The sequence below is a fragment of the Sediminicola luteus genome (assembly GCF_002514735.1).
GTDB lineage: Bacteria > Bacteroidota > Bacteroidia > Flavobacteriales > Flavobacteriaceae > HQA918.
In genome coordinates this window covers 559,087-573,911 of sequence record NZ_NBWU01000005.1, presented here as the reverse complement: position 1 = coordinate 573,911, position 14,825 = coordinate 559,087, and the positions used below count along the sequence as shown (strand labels likewise).

The 14,825-nt window shown below is 44.1% G+C and carries 15 protein-coding genes and 1 rRNA gene; 8 read left to right on the top strand and 8 right to left on the bottom strand.

All coding sequences use genetic code 11. From position 1 onward, the window contains the following. Positions 1 to 99, bottom strand: a 16S ribosomal RNA gene (locus B7P33_RS17715); the annotation flags it as partial. A gap of 616 nt (positions 100 to 715) precedes the next feature. Between B7P33_RS17715 and thrS the strand changes: the two genes are divergently transcribed. The 6 genes from thrS (at position 716) to B7P33_RS17685 (ending at position 4,844) form a co-directional block, all read left to right on the top strand. Then, complete coding sequence (thrS, locus tag B7P33_RS17710) at positions 716 to 2,662, top strand: threonine--tRNA ligase (protein ID WP_097443539.1); 1,947 nt, start codon at positions 716 to 718, stop codon at positions 2,660 to 2,662. A gap of 40 nt (positions 2,663 to 2,702) precedes the next feature. After that, entirely contained in the window at positions 2,703 to 3,263 is a 561-nt protein-coding gene (gene infC, locus B7P33_RS17705; protein ID WP_394341536.1) for a translation initiation factor IF-3, read from the top strand. Between the two features lie 36 nt (positions 3,264 to 3,299). Further along, complete coding sequence (gene rpmI / locus B7P33_RS17700) at positions 3,300 to 3,497, top strand: 50S ribosomal protein L35 (protein WP_073181711.1); 198 nt, start codon at positions 3,300 to 3,302, stop codon at positions 3,495 to 3,497. Positions 3,498 to 3,623: 126 nt separating this feature from the next. Then, a complete protein-coding gene (gene rplT / locus B7P33_RS17695) occupies positions 3,624 to 3,968 on the top strand; it encodes a 50S ribosomal protein L20 (RefSeq protein ID WP_097443537.1) in 345 nt (114 codons plus the stop codon). Between the two features lie 353 nt (positions 3,969 to 4,321). After that, complete coding sequence (locus B7P33_RS17690) at positions 4,322 to 4,564, top strand: type II toxin-antitoxin system ParD family antitoxin (RefSeq protein ID WP_097443536.1); 243 nt, start codon at positions 4,322 to 4,324, stop codon at positions 4,562 to 4,564. Continuing rightward, on the top strand, positions 4,551 to 4,844 hold the full coding sequence (locus B7P33_RS17685) for a type II toxin-antitoxin system RelE/ParE family toxin (protein ID WP_097443535.1): 294 nt from the start codon (positions 4,551 to 4,553) through the stop codon (positions 4,842 to 4,844). The genes B7P33_RS17690 and B7P33_RS17685 overlap by 14 nt, the downstream gene beginning before the upstream one ends. A gap of 5 nt (positions 4,845 to 4,849) precedes the next feature. On the opposite strand, the gene B7P33_RS17680 is transcribed toward B7P33_RS17685, so the two are convergent. Beyond that, entirely contained in the window at positions 4,850 to 5,272 is a 423-nt protein-coding gene (locus tag B7P33_RS17680; RefSeq protein WP_097443534.1) for a secondary thiamine-phosphate synthase enzyme YjbQ, read from the bottom strand. Positions 5,273 to 5,388: 116 nt separating this feature from the next. On the opposite strand from B7P33_RS17680, the gene B7P33_RS17675 reads away from it, so the two are divergent. Further along, entirely contained in the window at positions 5,389 to 6,195 is an 807-nt protein-coding gene (locus tag B7P33_RS17675; RefSeq protein ID WP_097443533.1) for a Cof-type HAD-IIB family hydrolase, read from the top strand. On the opposite strand, the gene B7P33_RS17670 is transcribed toward B7P33_RS17675, so the two are convergent. The 6 genes from B7P33_RS17670 to tgt form a co-directional block, all read right to left on the bottom strand. After that, a complete protein-coding gene (locus B7P33_RS17670) occupies positions 6,192 to 7,379 on the bottom strand; it encodes an asparagine synthetase B (protein ID WP_245871832.1) in 1,188 nt (395 codons plus the stop codon). The genes B7P33_RS17675 and B7P33_RS17670 overlap by 4 nt on opposite strands. 94 nt (positions 7,380 to 7,473) lie before the next feature. Beyond that, a complete protein-coding gene (dnaB, locus tag B7P33_RS17665; protein ID WP_097443531.1) occupies positions 7,474 to 9,018 on the bottom strand; it encodes a replicative DNA helicase in 1,545 nt (514 codons plus the stop codon). Positions 9,019 to 9,266: 248 nt separating this feature from the next. Beyond that, complete coding sequence (locus tag B7P33_RS17660) at positions 9,267 to 10,220, bottom strand: acetyl-CoA carboxylase carboxyltransferase subunit alpha (RefSeq protein ID WP_097443530.1); 954 nt, start codon at positions 10,218 to 10,220, stop codon at positions 9,267 to 9,269. A 71-nt stretch (positions 10,221 to 10,291) separates the two neighbouring features. Beyond that, positions 10,292 to 11,176 (bottom strand): DMT family transporter, encoded by an 885-nt coding sequence (locus B7P33_RS17655; RefSeq protein ID WP_097443529.1) that lies wholly within the window; start codon positions 11,174 to 11,176, stop codon positions 10,292 to 10,294. Further along, complete coding sequence (locus B7P33_RS17650) at positions 11,163 to 12,239, bottom strand: LptF/LptG family permease (protein ID WP_097443528.1); 1,077 nt, start codon at positions 12,237 to 12,239, stop codon at positions 11,163 to 11,165. The genes B7P33_RS17655 and B7P33_RS17650 overlap by 14 nt, the downstream gene beginning before the upstream one ends. Then, positions 12,239 to 13,369, bottom strand: coding sequence for a tRNA guanosine(34) transglycosylase Tgt (gene tgt / locus B7P33_RS17645; protein ID WP_097443527.1), 1,131 nt, complete (start codon positions 13,367 to 13,369; stop codon positions 12,239 to 12,241). The genes B7P33_RS17650 and tgt overlap by 1 nt, the downstream gene beginning before the upstream one ends. Positions 13,370 to 13,817: 448 nt before the next feature. On the opposite strand from tgt, the gene B7P33_RS17635 reads away from it, so the two are divergent. Beyond that, entirely contained in the window at positions 13,818 to 14,477 is a 660-nt protein-coding gene (locus B7P33_RS17635; protein WP_097443525.1) for an MORN repeat-containing protein, read from the top strand. The last annotated feature ends 348 nt before the right edge of the window (positions 14,478 to 14,825 follow it).

The window sequence follows — 14,825 nt, the reverse complement described above, 5'->3', positions numbered from 1 at the left end:
GGTCGTCATCTGTAGCAAGCTACAATGTTACCCCTCGACTTGCATGTGTTAGGCCTGCCGCTAGCGTTCATCCTGAGCCAGGATCAAACTCTTCATCGTTAAATCATAAATATTATTTACCACTCATACAATCAAAAATACCCTAGCCCGATATCGGATGTTCCGTCTATCTAAATCTTCGGTTCGTTTAAAACTTACGTTCTAAACCTTCCAAGTGCGAGTTAAAAAACTCGCTGCTGTCTCTTCAAAATTTCAATGAACCTGTATTGTTCCTCGCCTTGGCAGCGCTTATTTGTGTAACGCCTTATTGCCTTAGCGGCTGCAAATATAGAACCCTTTTTTTGATTACACCAAAACTAAAAACCATTTTTTTTGAAGGTTTTTTTAGACCGTGCCGTCAATAGGCTTAACACAAGCTCTTTAGACATAAAAGTTTTTTTTCGAAAAAGGGATTGCGCCATTTGTTTGAGCTCTTTTGCCTGGCCAAGGCCGGCAAAAAGCGAGTGGCAAAAGCCCGGTGCCCCCAGAAAGGAGGCTTGTAATAAACGCCCTACAGATGTAGATTGACCCCAATATTATCATGTCATTTTCCCTGGGGGCATTTTCCCAAACACTGAACAGCATTATTATAAGAAAGCTAAAGCAACCTACTATTGTACGCCTTAATGGTAGACACTATCTTTGTGCCTTTCTTATTTATATATACGTATAACAAATGATCAAGATCAGTCTACCCGATGGTAGTATTAAGGAGCAGCCTAGTGGCGTTACTCCTATGGATGTAGCCAAAAGCATTAGTGAGGGATTGGCCCGGAACGTAATTTCGGCTTCCTATAATGAGGAAACCGTTGAAAGCACCACCCCATTGACCACCGACGGTAGCTTGGTCTTATATACCTGGCGCGACGATGCCGGTAAAAAGGCCTTTTGGCATTCGTCTTCCCATATTTTGGCCCAGGCCCTAGAAGAATTGTACCCCGGTTGTAAACTGACCATTGGCCCTGCCATTGAAAACGGCTTTTATTACGATGTAGATTTTGGGGAGCATACCCTGACTGAAAAGGATTTTACTACCGTGGAGAAGAAAGCCTTGGAAATCGCCAAGGGCAAACACGATTTTAAAATGCGATCGGTCTCCAAGGCCGACGCCCTATCTTTATATAAGGAACAGGGTAATGAATACAAGGTTGAGCTGATCGAAAACCTGGAAGACGGCACCATTACCTTTTGCGACCACGACACCTTTAGCGATCTATGTAGGGGCGGCCATATTCCCAACACCGGAATCGTAAAGGCTTTTAAGGTACTCAGTGCCGCTGGGGCTTACTGGCGCGGCGACGAGAACAACAAACAGTTGACCCGTGTATACGGTATTTCGTTTCCGAAACAAAAAGAGCTTACCGAATACCTACATATGTTGGAGGAAGCCAAAAAACGTGACCACCGAAAACTGGGCAAAGAGTTGGAACTGTTTACTTTCTCACAGAAAGTAGGACAAGGATTGCCACTTTGGCTACCTAAAGGTGCCGCGTTGCGTGAGCGTTTGGAACAGTTTTTAAAGAAAGCCCAGAAAAAGGCGGGATACGAAATGGTGGTTACCCCACATATTGGTCAAAAGGAACTTTATGTAACCTCGGGCCATTATGCCAAATACGGGGAAGACAGCTTTCAGCCGATAAACACCCCCAAGGAAGACGAGGAGTTTTTATTGAAACCCATGAACTGTCCGCACCACTGTGAAATATACAATACACGACCGTTCAGCTACCGTGAGCTGCCGAAACGCTATGCCGAATTCGGCACCGTATATAGGTACGAGCAAAGTGGGGAATTGCACGGACTTACCCGTGTGCGTGGCTTTACCCAAGACGATGCCCATATTTTCTGTACCCCGGACCAGTTGGATCAGGAGTTCAAGGAAGTAATCGACCTTTCTTTATATGTATTGCAGTCGTTAGGTTTTGAGAATTATACCGCACAGGTATCGGTACGAGATTTGGAGAAACCCGAAAAATATATTGGGAGCCCCGAAAATTGGGATAAGGCCGAAAATGCCATTATCAATGCTGCCAAAGAGAAAGGACTGGATTATGTAATTGAGCCCGGAGAAGCTGCTTTTTATGGCCCCAAGCTCGATTTTATGATCAAAGATGCCTTGGGTAGAAGCTGGCAATTGGGTACCATACAGGTAGATTACAACCTACCCGAGCGATTTGACCTCACCTATAAAGGCAGTGATAACGAGGAGCACCGCCCTATAATGATACACCGTGCCCCCTTTGGAAGTATGGAGCGTTTTATCGCACTTCTATTGGAACATACGGGGGGTAATTTTCCGCTTTGGCTGATTCCGGAACAGGCTATAGTGTTGCCAATCAGCGAAAAACACGAAAATTATGCGGAAAAAGTTTTAAAATCTTTGGAAAATCACGAAATTCGCGCGCTTGTTGACGCCAGAAGTGAGACCATAGGCAAAAAAATACGGGAGGCCGAGATGAACAAAATCCCGTTTATGCTCATTGTTGGGGACAACGAACAAGAGCAAGGAACCATTTCCGTGCGTAGGCACGGCGGAGAAGACCTTGGATCTATTGAAATCGACGCTTTCGCCGGCTTGGTAAGCGAAGAAATAAATAGTACCTTAAAGGCGTTTAAAGAATAAGTTTAACCAGCCCGTTTATGCGGGACAAAATTACAAAGCCATAGCAATTAGAAGAAGGTTTACCCCTAGACCTAGAAGGGAAGAAAGAAATCCGCACCGGATCAATGATAAGATCAATGTACCTAATGTACGTTTGGTCGGAGACAATGTAGAAGTTGGTGTATACACCCTGCAACAGGCCAAGGCCAAGGCAGCGGAGTTGGAACTGGACCTTGTTGAGATATCACCCAAAGCGGCACCTCCCGTATGTAAGATCATGGACTATAAAAAGTTCTTGTTCGAGCAAAAGAAAAGGGACAAGGCCCTTAAGGCCAAGGCGAGTAAGGTGGTAGTAAAGGAAATTCGATTCGGACCACAGACCGATGACCATGATTACGCCTTTAAGAAAAAGCATGCTGAGAAGTTTTTGAAGGACGGGGCCAAATTAAAGGCCTACGTTTTCTTTAAAGGACGCTCGATCGTGTATAAAGACCAAGGTGAAATATTGCTATTGCGTTTGGCCCAAGAGCTGGAAGAGCTTGGTAAGGTTGAACAGATGCCTAAGTTGGAAGGGAAACGTATGACCATGTTCATTGCCCCTAAGGCTAAGGCCAAAAAATAAAGAAGTAAGCAAGAGGAACGATAATAAAAGGAGAAGATGCCTAAGATGAAAACCAAATCCAGTGCCAAGAAGCGTTTTAAGCTTACCGGTTCTGGTAAAATCAAAAGAAAGCACGCTTTTAAAAGCCACATTCTTACAAAGAAGAGCAAAAAGCGTAAGCTTAAGTTAACGCACTCTACCCTAGTGCACGAGTCTGACGTTAACAGTATCAAAGAGCAATTACGTTTAAAGTAATCCGCTCTCGGTAAAATCAATTATTAACCCTGGAGTTAGGCCTAGATAGCCGTCGAAGTTCGCTTCAAAAGCCATCGAAAGAGCAAGTGCCCATTTTGGGCCGCCTACTACAAAAAGATTTTAATTATGCCAAGATCAGTAAATTCAGTTGCTTCAAGAGCCCGAAGAAAAAAGGTGATGAAGCAGGCCAAAGGTTACTTCGGACGTCGTAAAAACGTTTGGACGGTAGCCAAGAACGCAGTAGAAAAAGCTATGCTTTATGCCTACCGCGATCGTAAAAACAAGAAAAGAACTTTCCGCGCTTTATGGATTACCCGTATCAATGCCGGTGCCCGTATGCACGGAATGTCCTATTCGCAGTTCATGGGTAAAGTAAAAGCCAACAATATCGAGCTTAACCGTAAGGTATTGGCCGACTTGGCCATGAACCATCCAGAGGCGTTCAAAGCTATTGTTGAGAAAGTCAAATAGATAATCCGATCCTTCTTGCTTATAACAAGGCCTCCTATCTGGGGGCCTTTTTTTTTGGCCCCCTAACCCCAAAAGGTATCGTGAAAGTTTTAGCTCCCCTCTCCCTGAGGGAGAGGGGTTGGGGGTGAGGGCAGCGTACCCCAGATTCATTTTGACTGCAATTATTTTGGCTACCCATATAGAAGTGAGGGCCACTCCATAACCTGGACTCCTATTAGTAACTGAAAACAGAATAACCTACCACGCTGTCCAAGAAATCAAAACATTTGTTGCCTAATAAACAGCGCGCTCCCTTAGCTCCAGATTATTGAGCTGGTGCATATTTTCACTATATTGCATCAAATCTATTGTTTATGGATACCGTACGCAAATCGATAACATTTACAGACCAACAAGATAACTGGATCAAGCTTCGGGTGAAAAAAGGTGATTTTACCAACGACAGTGAATACATCCGTGATTTGGTGCGCAAAGACCAAGAAGCTCATCAAAAACTCAAGGAACTAAAAAATGCCATTGATGAAGGTTTACAAAGCGGAAGAAGCCCTCATAATATAAGTGATCTATTAAAAATGGTAGACCATGGAGAGTTATAGACTCTCTGGCCGTGCCCAATTCGATATTGTTGGGATCTATAAATACGGCATCAAAATGTTCGGCCAAGCTCAGGCTACAACCTACCTCCTTGCCCTGGAAAAACATTGCGAGACCCTCGCTAGACGTCCAGAGTTAGCTGCTTCTGCCGACTATTTGGCACATGGACTTAAATCGTTTCGCTATAAATCCCATGTGATTTTTTATATCATTGAAGAAAACCAGGTAGCGTTTATTGTTAGAATCTTAGGTAAACGAATGGGTTTTACTAAACATTTTTAAAAGTATCATTCACCATAAGCCGTCAACACCAACCGCCTAGCCGAGGCATGGTCCCTATGCTCACCCAAATATATTCCTTGCCAAATGCCCAGGTTCAGACTACCATGGGTAATGGGTATTTGTACCGAACTCCCATATAGGGCGGCCTTAATATGGGCCGGCATATCGTCGGCACCTTCATAGGTATGTTTATAATAGGGCGCATTTTCGGGTACCATAACATTGGTATGACGTTCAAAATCGTGGCGTACCGTTGGGTCGGCATTCTCGTTTAAAAAAACCGAGGCCGAGCTATGTTTTATAAAAACCTGGAGTATCCCAGTTTTTATATGAGCAATTTCAGGAATGGCCCGAGTCACTTGTTCGGTAATCAAATGAAAGCCCCTAGGGTATTTGGTTAAGCGCATTTCGCGTTGGATCCATGGCATAGTTATGAACGATAGCGTTTTCGTGGTTAATTTTCGCCCAATTTAGTAGAAATTTAAAGTAAAACGCGAGTTATAATGCCGTTTATGCGTTTACCTTTGACAAAAATTCTGCACAAATGGATCTATCAGGCATTAAAATGGTAGTCACCGATATGGATGGCACTCTGTTGAATTCGAATCATGAAGTAAGTAATCGGTTTTACGAACTCTATGAAGAACTCAAAAAAAGGGATATCCTTTTTGTTGCCGCTAGCGGACGCCAGTACAACAGCATCGCAAAAAAACTGGAGCGTATAGCCGATGAGATTATTATTGTGGCCGAAAACGGGGGATTTGCCCAACACAATGGCACCGAACTTTTTTCGTCTCCCTTGAAGGATGAAACCCGAAAGGCCCTGATTCCCATTTTAGAAGGTATTCCGGATATATTCCCTATTCTTTGCGGACATACCAAGGCTTTTTTGCCCCCCGGACAGCCCGAATTGGTCAAGGTAATCCAAGAATACTACGAAGAATATGAGTTCATTAACAGTATGGACGAATGCCAAGAAGAATTGTTGAAGATCGCCTTATACCACCCTATCAGTACAGAAACCCATGTATACCCTAAACTAAAGCATCTAGAAGGGCAGATCAAGATCAAAATATCAGGCAAGGTCTGGTTAGATCTATCCGACATCCATTCCCACAAGGGTTACGCCATTGAAAAATTGCAGAAATCGCACGGAATAAGTCCGGACCAAACTGTGGTTTTCGGAGATTATAACAACGACTTGGAAATGCTACAACAGGCCACCTATAGTTTTGCTATGGCCAATGCGCACCCCAACGTTAAGGAAACCGCCAATTATGAAACCGCCTCTAACGACGAAAACGGGGTGGAACAAATTTTGGAAAAGGTGGTTGCGGCCCAACCGCTTTAAGTCTTTTGCTTTTTCTTTCGGGCGGCCGGAAATAGCACATTATTCAGTATAAGTCGATAACCGGGAGAGGTAGGATGTAGCTCCAACTCCGTTTTCGGGTCCCCTACCCTATGCTGGTAATCTTCGGGGTCATGGCCGCCATAAAAAGTAAAGAAACCTTTGCCTTTAATGCCGTGAATATACCGGGCTTCACTATTAATACGGTTTTCACCCAACACCAAAACGGTCGATTTTACCAATTTGCGATCAAATGCGGTGGTCTGCCCCATAAAGCCTTTAACCAAAGAGGTGTGGTTTTGACACAACATGGTAGGCACCGGATCCCATTTGGCCGAAAAGTCCATTAAGGTAAAATAATCGGCCTCTTTGGCCACATTGCCCCGTTTGTTGGTCATATCGATACTCGAAAACTCGTAGCGCAAGGGCGAACGTTCCAATATAAAATCCTGAAAAGCGAACGATTTGGTAAAATCCAGTTTTTGTTGATAGCCCGGGCTCGAGGGATCGCCGTCAAACATGGGTTCGCAAATATCAACTTCGCTTGCCGCTAGGGCAATATCGAAACTATCGGTTGCCGAACACATAGCGAACATAAAGCCACCTCCTATCACGTAATTCCTGATTTTTAGGGCCACCGCCCGTTTAGCCTCAGATACTTTGGAGTACCCCAATTTTGCGGCCAAAGCTTCGGCATTCTGCTTGTTCTCAATATACCAAGGTGCCGCCCTAAAGGCTCCATAAAACTTACCATATTGTCCGGTAAAATCTTCGTGGTGCAGGTGCAACCAATTATACAACACCAATTGATCGTTAAGCACCTCTTCGTCATACACCACATCATAGGGTATTTCGGCATAAGTAAGCACCAAGGTCACGGCATCGTCCCAAGGTTGGTTGCCTTTGGGGCTATACACAGCGATTTTAGGGGCTTTTTCCAAAACAACCGCTTCCTGATTTTGGGAAGGACTGGCAATACCCTCTAAGATGCTTTGTTTTTGTCCGTCTGATAGAATCTCGAAAGATACACCGCGAATCTGGCATTCTTTTCTAATGGCCTCCCGATCGGGCAACATAAATGCCCCTCCGCGGTAATTGAGCAACCATTGCACCTTGTATTGTTTTTCCAATACCCAATAGGCAATGCCATAGGCCTTGAGATGGTTTTGCTGGCCTTCGGCATCCATGGGAATCAAAATTTCCGAGGCTCGGCCTAGGAAAACACTACAAAACAAAACAAGGATTAAAAATATCCTTTTAGGAAATTTATGTACATGAAGTTTAAAACGGTACGTCGTCATCTGCGGGTGGGCCTTGGTTCATGGCACTACCAAAAGCCTGATCTGGGCTCGGTAGGTTTTGTGTAAACGGATCAACTTCCCCCTCATTCATTTTGGATTGGAATTCAAAAGGCGAGTCGAACTCTTCCAAGTTATCAAATTTACCCAAATGCCCAATAAACTTTAACCTAATATTCTCTAAACCACCATTACGGTGTTTGGCCACGATAAACTCACCTTGGCCTGTTGTAGGCGAACGTTCTTCATCGTCCCACTCATCTATTTTATAGTATTCTGGACGGTAAATGAACGATACGATATCGGCATCCTGCTCGATCGCACCCGATTCCCTAAGATCGGAAAGCACCGGGCGTTTACTACCTCCACGCGTCTCTACTGCCCTAGAAAGCTGCGATAAGGCTATTACCGGCACGTTGAGTTCCTTGGCCAAGGCCTTCAGGTTACGGGAAATGGTCGAGATTTCCTGCTCACGGTTACCCCCACCTTTTTGCGAGCCCCCAGCGGTCATTAACTGCAAATAATCGATCATGATCATTTTTATGCCATGCTGCGAAGCCAAACGCCGTGCCTTGGCCCGAAGGTCGAAAATGGACAGTGAAGGCGTATCATCTATAAACAAGGGCGCTTTCTCCAAAGACTTTACCTTTACGTTCAGCTGTTCCCATTCGTGTTTTTCGAGCTTACCGGTACGCAGCTTTTCAGAGGAGAGTCCGGTTTCGGAAGAAATCAAACGGGTAATCAATTGAACCGATGACATCTCCAGCGAAAAGAAAGCCACCGGATGCCCGAATTGTACGGCCATATTTCGGGCCATAGTAAGGGTTAAAGCCGTTTTACCCATACCCGGACGTGCCGCTACGATAATAAGGTCTGAAGGCTGCCAACCCGAGGTCAGTTTATCCAATTTATCGAACCCCGTCGGAATACCACTTAGCCCCTCCTTATTGGAAATTTCCTCGATTTTTTTCTTGGCCTGCATCACCAAATGCTGGGCGGTTTCGGCCGATCTCTTTAGGTTACCCTGGGTAACGTCATACAATTTGGCCTCCGCCTCATCGAGCAAGTCAAAAACATCGGCGCTTTCGTCATAGGCCTCCTCTATAATCTCGTTGGAGATTTTAATCAGGCTACGTTGAATATATTTCTGAAGGATGATACGGGCATGGAATTCGATATGGGCCGAAGAAGCTACTTTTTGTGTCAGTTGGATCAGGTAGAAATCGCCCCCAATGGTCTCCAATTTCCCCTCTTTTTTCAACTGGGCCGACACCGTAAGCAAATCTATGGGTTCCGAGGTTTCGAACAGACTAAAAATGGCCGAGTATATATCTTGATGAGCCTCTTTATAAAAGGCATCGGGGTGTAGGATATCGATAACCTCATCTACCCCTTTTTTATCGATCATCATGGCCCCGAGCACGGCCTCCTCCAAATCAACGGCCTGGGGAGGGATTTTCCCTTTTTCCAGACTGATTATGGTGGTTTTATCTATTTTCTTTCCAATTAGTGGGCTCGGTTTTTCCATAGAGCGCTAATGTATGTAATTAACATTAAGTTAACCTTAAGTCTTATCAAACGGTGCCTGTTGATAAGTTACTAAAAATTGTTCATAGTCGAATTTTCACCGCCACAAGGCCCCAAAAAAGGTTCCCATAAATCTGGGACAGTTGAAAATCAGTATTAAGAAAGGGCGGAAACGGTTAACAAAATATTTCCGACAAAAAAATCCTTGAAAAAAGACTTTCCAAGGATTTCGTACTATGTTTTTTTATACTATCCGTTAAAAACCCCCATGGATGTATACTTATCCATGCGTTGGCTCACCAAATCGGTGGCCGATAGAGCTTTTAAATCGTTATAATGCATCAAGATCTTGTGGCTTACCGTACTAAAGGTTTCCTCTCGATTCCGATGGGCTCCCCCTATGGGTTCTTTAACGATCTCGTCGATAAGTTTTAGTTTACGCATATCGGGAGCGGTCAATTTCAGTGATTCAGCCGCCTGTTCTTTATACTCCCAACTACGCCAAAGGATTGAAGAACAAGATTCGGGCGAAATAACCGAATACCACGTATTCTCCAACATCAATACCTTATCACCTACACCGATACCCAAGGCACCCCCTGAGGCACCTTCGCCAATAATCACTACAATGATCGGCACTTTAAGGCGGGTCATTTCTAGAATGTTCCGGGCAATGGCCTCCCCTTGACCGCGTTCCTCTGCCTCAATACCTGGGTAAGCCCCTGGGGTATCTACAAAACAAACTACGGGGATATCGAATTTTTCGGCCGATTTCATTAAGCGGAGGGCTTTACGATACCCTTCCGGATTCGCCATGCCAAAATTTCGATATTGACGGGTTTTGGTATTATACCCTTTCTGTTGACCGATGAACATAAAGCTCTGGTCTCCTATTTTTCCCAACCCCCCGATCATGGCCTTATCGTCTTTTACATTACGATCGCCATGTAATTCTAAGAAGGTATCGCCACAAATGGCATTGATATAATCTAAAGTATAGGGCCTATTGGGGTGACGCGATAGTTGTACACGTTGCCAAGCCGATAGGTTTTTATAAATATCCTTTTTGGTGGCAAGCAGTTTTTTCTCGATCTGTTTACAGGTCTCCGAGACATCTACATCACTTTCTTCCCCGATAATCTTACACTTATCCAGTTGTTCTTCCAAGTCTTTAATGGGAAGTTCAAAATCTAGATACTCCATCGATACTTAGGTTTTAGGTTTTGTCAGCAGACAAATATAGGATTAAAACATAGAATTCGGTACGCGGGTCTTTACATTTTCTTTATGCGGTTTTTTAAAACCCCATTTGCCAGTACCGTGACCAAAATCAAAAGGGCGCCTAAATAAAAGTACCCACCCATATGTTCGCTTTGCCCAAAAATGATAAAGGCCATAAGAATTCCGTACACCGGCTCTAAATTGGTAGTAAGCATAACCGTATATGGGCTTATATAGCGCATAACCTTTACCCCTCCAATAAAGGCATAGGCCGTACAAATAGAGGCCAAAAGGAACAGATAACCCGCATCGGATAGGGTAATTTGGAAAAATTCAGGAACAAAGCCCCCCCTAAACGCAATAAAAACCGTGACTAAAAGGGCACCCACCCCAAGTTCGTAAAAGGCGATGACGGAGGGCGCATGCGATTTTACCAATTGTCCGTTCGAGATGGAAAACACCGCCCCCAAAAACGTAGCTAAAAGTCCGTAGCCAATGCCGGCCGCATGGCTTTCGCCTTCCCCATAAAAGATCATACCCAGCCCCAATACGACCAAAATGCCCAATACCAACTCATACCCAATTAGTTTACGTTTAAACCAAATTGGCTCTAACAAAGCGGTCATAAAGGCCCCGGCCGATAAGGTAGACAAGGCAATAGATACATTAGAAACCTTTATGGCCTGAAAAAAAGTAATCCAATGCAAGGCAATGGCACAACCGGTTAATACGATTTGGAACAACTCCCTTTTGGATACACCGACATCTATTTTCCTAATCTTTAGGTACGCCCAGACCAATAGGGTCGCCATGGCCATACGGTACCATACTAAAGGAATGGCATCGAGTTGGATCAACTTGCCCAAAACCGCCGTAAAGCCCCATATAAAGACTATAAAATGAAGGTGCAGGTAGTTTTTCAGCTTAACGCTTGGCATTTTGCAGTAGATAGATTCCGATAATACCGAAAATCACATTGGGTATCACCACCGCCAATAAGGGCGGAAAACCCGATTGTTCGGCCATGGTACCAAAAACCTTATCAAAAAAGATATAAATAAAGGCCACTCCAATACCAAAGGCAAGATTCACTCCCATTCCACCACGGCGTTTTACCGAAGACACGGCCACCGCGATAATGGTCAGTACAAAAGCGGTAACCGGTAGGGCCCAACGTTTGTACTTTACCAAAACGAAGGTATTAATATTAGCAGCACCCTTTCGCTCTTGTTGTTTTATAAACTTATTGAGTTCGAACAGGTTTTTGGTTTCGGCAATATACGATACCGGTGTAAGCTCACTGGCCTTAAAATCGAAAAGGGTATCTAACCTGGGTTTGGTTTCTACCAACTCCTTACCATTTACCAATGTACGTTTTACGTAATTCGTCAATCCGTACACACTGTCTTTCCAACGGATATTGGAAGCCGAGATACGGTATTCCAACTCTTTGTTTTCATCGAAATGTTCGAGCACAAAATTATAGGCGGTTTCCCGGGCCGGATCGTAACTACTCACATACAAATAATCGGAATCGTTGAGTTGGTTATAGATATTGCTGGTCTTCATGGACGACCTCCCTTTTTTCAGGTATTTGAACCGAAACTCATTATAGCCCTTACTGGCTTCGGGCACAATGAACATACCCATAAAGAACATGATTATCGCAATAATCGAGGCTCCCACGAAATAAGGTCGTAAAAAACGCCCATAAGAGACCCCAGAACTCAAAATGGCCACAATCTCGGTATTACTCGCCAGTTTGGAGGTAAAGAAAATGATGGAAAGGAATAGGAATATCGGAAAAAGCAGACTTCCTATATATATGGTAAAGTTTACGTAAAAAACAACAATCTCACCGGTTGGCGCTTCATTATCGATCATTTTACCAATCTGTTCGGCCAAATTGGCCATAATACCAATGGGCACGAACAGCATAAGCATTACCCCAAAGGTGAGTAAATAGCGTTTAAGTATGTATCTATCTAGAATGGTGAGCATTAAAGACGCTTATCCATTTGTTTTACCATTTTATCTTTCCAGTCCCTAAAATCACCGGCAATTATCCTACGTCGGGCCTCACGGACCAACCAAAGATAAAAACCTAAATTGTGAATTGTAGCAATTTGTTTGCCCAAATATTCATTGGCGGCAAAAAGATGCCTTAAATACGCCTTCGAATACTCCTGATCTACAAAAGTATGCCCCATTTCATCAATGGGCGAAAAATCGTCTTCCCACTTTTTATTCTTGATGTTTATGGTACCATGGGCGGTAAACAGCATACCGTTTCTGGCATTACGGGTGGGCATTACACAGTCGAACATATCTACCCCCAAGGCTATGTTCTCCAAAATATTTATTGGGGTACCCACGCCCATTAGGTAACGGGGTTTGTCTTCTGGTAAAATATCGCAGACCACTTCGGTCATAGCATACATTTCTTCGGCCGGCTCACCAACCGAGAGGCCACCAATGGCATTACCCACCGCACCGGAATTGGCGATATACTCTGCCGATTGCATACGTAGGTCTTTATAAGTAGACCCCTGCACAATCGGAAAAAACGCTTGCGAATACCCATATTTAAAGGGCAGTTTTTCCAAATGTGCGATACAGCGATCCAACCACCTATGGGTCATATGCATAGAGCGTTTGGCATAATTATAATCGCAAGGATAGGGCGTGCACTCATCAAAAGCCATAATTATATCGGCCCCAATGGTACGCTGTATCTCCATCACATTTTCCGGGGTAAACGTATGGTACGACCCATCTATATGCGATTTAAACTTCACCCCCTCTTCCTTGATCTTTCTATTGGCCGAGAGGGAATACACCTGGTACCCCCCACTATCGGTAAGAATGTTACGGTCCCAGCCCATAAACTTATGTAGGCCGCCCGCTTGTTCTAAAATGGGCAGTTTGGGCCTTAAATACAGGTGATAGGTGTTCCCTAAGATAATATCGGGGTTGATTTCTTCTTTCAATTCCCGTTGATGCACTCCTTTTACCGAAGCCACGGTACCCACCGGCATAAAAATAGGGGTTTCTATAACCCCGTGGTCGGTGGTGATTTTTCCTGCCCGTGCCTTTGAGGCCGGGTCGTTATGTAATTTCTCGAATTTCAAGTCTGTCTGCTAAAAGCGACAAAGATACACATACGCGGCATATGCGAATCTTATGGAAGTGGTAAAGTTTGGATGTACTATATACTGCACCACCCCTCCCGTTTGACCACAATCATTTCATGGTGCTTCATTTTTTGGGCGTTCCCCCTGCGCGACAGGGGTCGGGCTTTCGGCCGTCGCTGTTTACAACGAGCTCCACAGGGCCTCCCCCGAAAGCTTTCGGGGCCCTAACGCAACCCATATTCAGGTTTAAGCCTTGGTTAGGTATATGGCTTAACAGATTTGTTTCTGGCGCGAAACGGTACTGAAATTTCGGAATTGCACCAACGGGGTTGCCAGCATGCAACGTAACCAACTTTGCACTCTCCACCAAAGCATTTTATACCACTGAAAACCAACATATTTACAATGATTTTCTTATTTTCATCCTTACTTAAAACTTTTGAAAATGAAATATCCTATTAGTTTCATTATCGCAATCTTTCTTGCTTTTCAAGCTAATGCACAATGCAAGGTGCTTAAAAAGGAAATTGCTGATTTTTATAAAGGAGACTGCCAAAAAAAGAAGGCACATGGTACAGGTATCGCCAAAGGGGTAGATACTTATGAAGGCGAATTCTACAAAGGCCTACCCCATGGACAAGGAACCTACACCCATGCCTCCGGTGCTATTTATATAGGTCAATTCAAAAAAGGGAAAAAGCATGGTAAAGGCACCTTGGCCTTGCCCGATAAACCTGTGATAAAAGGGTATTGGGATAATGATGATTATATCGGAACCGAAATCACACCTTATAAAGTAATCAGAAAAAGCCCTTTTGTTGAGGATTTGATTTTTAACAGAAAAAAAGGGCGCGATCAAATCATTCTCACGGTTACGGTTTATGGTGAAGTACGGGATGGTATTCTGAACATTTCCCCAACAGAGGGTAGCCATAGCCTGGCAACGCACGAAAAGCTACGTACCACTTTACAGTCGGTAGTGTTCCCATATACGGCAAAATTCACCTTTACCTATGAGGGGGCGAACTACGATGCAGAATTTCGAATAACCCATGGGGGTACCTGGGGGATTACCATACCCATAAACCCCTCAAAAACGAAATAAGTAGCCTTCAAGCTAACAGCAAAGGGATATTTGGCTTTCTATGTACACTGCTTAAATTGGGTAATACCACACGATATTCTTGCCGCAGCCTTGACTAGCCCCGAAGTATAAAAAAGCCCTTGACCAAACCTTATCAGTGAATACCCTCACCCCCCGCCCTCTCCCGAAGGAGAGGGAGCTAATTACCTTTTCCTATAAAACATTGAGCATCCTTCAGTAAAAGCAGTTTAACAATAAAACCAAAATACCCGGCAGCCAACCCTTATGGCAAAAACAGCCTATCTAAAATACATTTCCGTTATAATTTTCGTGTCTTTCGTTATACGTTGACAAAAAGTGATAACCCAA

Excerpts from the sequence above, each read along its gene's own strand:
- B7P33_RS17670 (WP_245871832.1), bottom strand. The coding sequence starts at position 7,379 with ATGGATGCCGAAGGCCAGCAAAACCATCTCAAGGCCTATGGCATTGCC.
- B7P33_RS17655 (WP_097443529.1), bottom strand. The coding sequence starts at position 11,176 with ATGCCAAGCGTTAAGCTGAAAAACTACCTGCACCTTCATTTTATAGTC.
- rplT (WP_097443537.1), top strand. The coding sequence starts at position 3,624 with ATGCCAAGATCAGTAAATTCAGTTGCTTCAAGAGCCCGAAGAAAAAAG.
- dnaB (WP_097443531.1), bottom strand. The coding sequence starts at position 9,018 with ATGGAAAAACCGAGCCCACTAATTGGAAAGAAAATAGATAAAACCACC.
- B7P33_RS17635 (WP_097443525.1), top strand. The coding sequence starts at position 13,818 with ATGAAATATCCTATTAGTTTCATTATCGCAATCTTTCTTGCTTTTCAA.
- B7P33_RS17680 (WP_097443534.1), bottom strand. The coding sequence starts at position 5,272 with ATGCCATGGATCCAACGCGAAATGCGCTTAACCAAATACCCTAGGGGC.
- B7P33_RS17685 (WP_097443535.1), top strand. The coding sequence starts at position 4,551 with ATGGAGAGTTATAGACTCTCTGGCCGTGCCCAATTCGATATTGTTGGG.
- B7P33_RS17690 (WP_097443536.1), top strand. The coding sequence starts at position 4,322 with ATGGATACCGTACGCAAATCGATAACATTTACAGACCAACAAGATAAC.
- B7P33_RS17650 (WP_097443528.1), bottom strand. The coding sequence starts at position 12,239 with ATGCTCACCATTCTAGATAGATACATACTTAAACGCTATTTACTCACC.
- B7P33_RS17660 (WP_097443530.1), bottom strand. The coding sequence starts at position 10,220 with ATGGAGTATCTAGATTTTGAACTTCCCATTAAAGACTTGGAAGAACAA.
- B7P33_RS17675 (WP_097443533.1), top strand. The coding sequence starts at position 5,389 with ATGGATCTATCAGGCATTAAAATGGTAGTCACCGATATGGATGGCACT.
- rpmI (WP_073181711.1), top strand. The coding sequence starts at position 3,300 with ATGCCTAAGATGAAAACCAAATCCAGTGCCAAGAAGCGTTTTAAGCTT.
- thrS (WP_097443539.1), top strand. The coding sequence starts at position 716 with ATGATCAAGATCAGTCTACCCGATGGTAGTATTAAGGAGCAGCCTAGT.